The sequence below is a fragment of the Nocardia sp. NPDC004260 genome (genome assembly GCF_053603155.1).
On the sequence record NZ_JBSGEZ010000197.1, the window covers coordinates 1 to 3386 of the forward strand.

2 protein-coding genes and 2 pseudogenes are annotated in these 3386 nt (G+C 59.7%); 1 reads left to right on the top strand and 3 read right to left on the bottom strand.

The genetic code is table 11. The features are described 5' to 3' along the window. Nucleotides 1-103: 103 nt before the first annotated feature. Together ACWEO7_RS38685 and ACWEO7_RS38690 are read right to left on the bottom strand one after the other, a co-directional pair. Nucleotides 104-924 (bottom strand): annotated as a pseudogene (locus ACWEO7_RS38685) (IS5 family transposase). 194 nt (nucleotides 925-1118) lie between these two features. Further along, nucleotides 1119-2264 (bottom strand): FAD-dependent monooxygenase, encoded by a 1146-nt coding sequence (locus ACWEO7_RS38690; protein ID WP_452430716.1) that lies wholly within the window; start codon nucleotides 2262-2264, stop codon nucleotides 1119-1121. Between the two features lie 106 nt (nucleotides 2265-2370). Between ACWEO7_RS38690 and ACWEO7_RS38695 the strand changes: the two genes are divergently transcribed. Next, nucleotides 2371-2958, top strand: a complete 588-nt coding sequence (locus ACWEO7_RS38695; protein WP_452430717.1) for a TetR/AcrR family transcriptional regulator — start codon at nucleotides 2371-2373, stop codon at nucleotides 2956-2958. 103 nt (nucleotides 2959-3061) lie between these two features. On the opposite strand, the pseudogene ACWEO7_RS38700 reads toward ACWEO7_RS38695, so the two are convergent. Beyond that, nucleotides 3062-3272 (bottom strand): annotated as a pseudogene (locus ACWEO7_RS38700) (IS5/IS1182 family transposase); the annotation flags it as partial. Nucleotides 3273-3386 lie beyond the last annotated feature (114 nt).

A 3386-nucleotide genomic window follows, 5' to 3' on the forward strand; every position in this document is an offset into this window, starting at 1 on the left:
ACATTCGCCGACCCGGCACCACTGAAACCACCACGAACGAACCCACCGGCAACGCACCGTCAGCGATAGCCGACGAGAGTTCCCGGACGCTCACTAAGAGTTCCTAACAGATTGAGTTCTTCTTGAGCCGACGCCAGCAGATGACGCTGCAGGCGATGCTGAGGAAGGCTTCATGGATGTCGTCGCGAATCTCTCCCAGCGTATGCGCAGGCGCCGGAACCAGTGCAGCAGTGCGATGGTTTGCTCGACGACCCAGCGGTGGACACCCAGCCCGGAGCCGTGGTCGGTGCCGCGACGGGCGAATTTGGGGTCGATCCCCTTGCCGCGCAGCATCCTGCGGTGTTTGTCGTAGTCGTAGGCGCGGTCGGCGTAGAGCGTGCCGGGGCGGCGACGGGGGCGTCCGCGCCGTCCACGCACCGGCGGAATCGCTTCGATCAGTGGGGCGAGTTGGGTGACGTCGTGGCGGTTGCCGCCGGTCAGTGTCGCCGCGAGCGGGATACCGTGCCCCTCGGTGATGACATGATGCTTGGAGCCGGTCCTTGCACGATCTACCGGGCTCGGACCGGTTTTCGGCCCCCCTAACGCTCGGATGTGTGAGCCGTCCACCGCAGGACGGGACCAGTCGATCAGCCCCGCAGCGTTCAGCTCGGCCAGCAACAACTCGTGCAACCGTTGCTACACCCCGGCATCGTTCCAGTCCCGCAGCCGCCGCCAGCAGGTCATGCCCGAGCCGTAGCCCAACTCCTGCGGCAGGAACTCCCATGGGATGCCCGTGTACAACACGAACAGGATGCCGCACAACGTCTTCCGGTCGTCCGGCCGCTTACGACCGGGATAACGGAAGCGTCGCTCGATCGTGGGCAGCAGTGGCTCGATCCGGTCCCACAACCCGTCCTCGACCTCCCACGGCCTGCGCTGGGCCACACCAACCTCCCGCCAGATGATTAACAACCGGCAAGATCAAACCACACCAAGAACAATCTGTTAGGAACTCTAAATCTGGTTCCGGCATCGATGAGAATGCAATCGATTACGTACGAATTGATCGCATGTCTGATATCCGCAAATCTGATATACATTCTCTGCAAGTTCGATGATCATCGCCGTTCCCACTATGCTCAGGCCACTGGATTGATCAAGCTGGCGACCGTAGTGCGTGCAAGGCGATCTGGATCGAGCCTCCTGATAACACTGCGACGTACAGCACAAGCAGGCGCAGTCTGTCGATGAACCATCCACCCGTACTGCCGAGACTTGCGCTGAATGCCTCCGACTCGTTTGTACCTCGTAGTTTGATAGCCAAGCAATGCGTCCGAAATCTCCGTGGAGTTGACCAGCAATCGAGCCAAGGTCATTGCATCCTCGATGGCCATAGAGCCGCCCTGCCCCAGGTCTGGGCACATCGCATGCGCCGCGTCCCCGATCAAGACAACCCGCTTTGTGGCCCACTGGGGCAAGATCACCTGTTCGATATCGCCGTAATGGATCGAAGCCTCGTCCGGATCCGAGTCGACGATATGCCTGGCCGGGCCCTTGAAGTCTTCGAACAACTCACGCAGGAGGTTCATGTTCTGGGAGGGATCCCGGACGATTCCTCTAGCGGAAAGAAAAGTGGAGTATGAATATAAGAGATCTTCGCTAATTGGAAGAATTCCCATACGTCGGCCACGGCCCCAGAGTTCGCACATGCCGTCGAAACCCGGTGGTCGCGGGATCACCACTCGTATCGCGCAATATCCGACATAATGTTGCTCGACCTCTCCGAAGATCAGTTTCCTAACCTCTGAATTTCGCCCGTCCGCCCCGACGACAAGGTCGTATTCCGCATTGGTACCGTCACTGAATTCCGCCACGACACCCTTGGTATGTTCCCGCAAATCAGTTACAGTAACCCCAAGTCGCGGGCTTTCCTCGAGAGAGCTGGCGAGGACGTCATGCAGAATCCCGCGATGTATCCCGATCGTTGAAATTCCGTAGGCATTTATGACGGAGCTGAACTGGAATCCGTTCATGCGGTTGCCATCTGAATCCAGGAGATTCACGCTGTTGAGCGGAACGCCACGCTCCTGGATCGCGCCACCCAATCCAATGGAGTTCAACGCCAAAATCCCATTGAATCCGATAGCAATTCCAGAACCGACGGGGCGCCACTCAGGCGCGAGGTCTACCACATCGGCGCGAGCGCCGTAATGCTTCAGAGCGACAGCAAACGTCAATCCAGCAATCCCGCCGCCGACTATCAAGATCCTTCGTGGTCTCCCCACCGTCACTCCTGCTCTGGTCATTGTCGCTGCTACATCTGTAGCAGCACTTTCTACAGTTGTAGTTGAGCTTGCTAGGGCTGTCAAGAGTGGATGAGATACTGACCTCATGCGACAGAGTCCAGAGGTCATCGACCGCCGAGCCCGGCTGGTTGATGCCGCAATTCAGGTGATCGGCACGAAGGGGCTGGCAGCGGTCACGCACCGGTCAGTACAGGAGGCCGCCGGCCTTCCCCACGGGGCCGTAACGTATTACTTCGGTACCCGGAACGATCTGGTGGTAGCCGCAGTCGAGCGCCTCGCCGAACTCGACGAGAAGCGACTGATCGACCTCATGCAGGAGCTGATGCTTGTCTTGGCCTGCCGCTCACTCGAGCCGGACTATGTCTCGATTCAGCAAGCTCTCGTCGAATGGATCGAAAGTGATCCGATCCACCAAATCGCACGGTATGAGCTGCTACTGGAAGGCACCCGAAACGCTATGGTTCGAGCCGCCGTCAGCAAAGGCGCTGCCGCGATGTGGCGCGCCGTCAGACCGATTGCTGCCGCAGCCGGCTCCGAAGACCCTGATCATGACGCCCGGATTTTCGTCGCATTGTTCGACGGCCTGATTTTCGATCGATTTACACGAGCACCTGACGATCTGACCCCCCTACGCCACGGGCTGGTACGAGTGCTGAACACTTGGCGCCAGTAAGACCGTGTCTCATGTGGTTGATTTCGTTAGTTTCTTGTAGCAGGCCAAGGTCGCGGCGAGATGGCGAGATGGCGATGGCGAGGAAGTGGGTGGCCTTGCAGTTGTAGTGGATTTTGAGGCGGTGGTATCCGGTCAGCCAGGAAATCGTGCGTTCGATCACCCCCGTGGCGGCCGAGGCGCTGGGAGGATTCGATGCCTTTGCGGGCGATGCGGACGCCGATTCCGCGGTTTCGCACCCGCTGCCGCGGTTCGGAGGTGTCGTATGCCTTACCGGCGTGCAGCTTGCCGGGTGTGCGTCGGCGCGGACCACGCCGCGCCGGGACGGCCCGGTCCGGGTCTATCCGCAGGAACTTCACGCCGGACTCGCCGAATATCGCTGTGTTCTCGGCGAAGGCTTCATAAGCCAGCGGATCGGAGCTGGTGACCAG

What these genes read in the sequence shown, in the direction of transcription:
- ACWEO7_RS38695 (WP_452430717.1), top strand. Translation starts at nt 2,371, where the DNA reads ATGCGACAGAGTCCAGAGGTCATCGACCGCCGAGCCCGGCTGGTTGAT.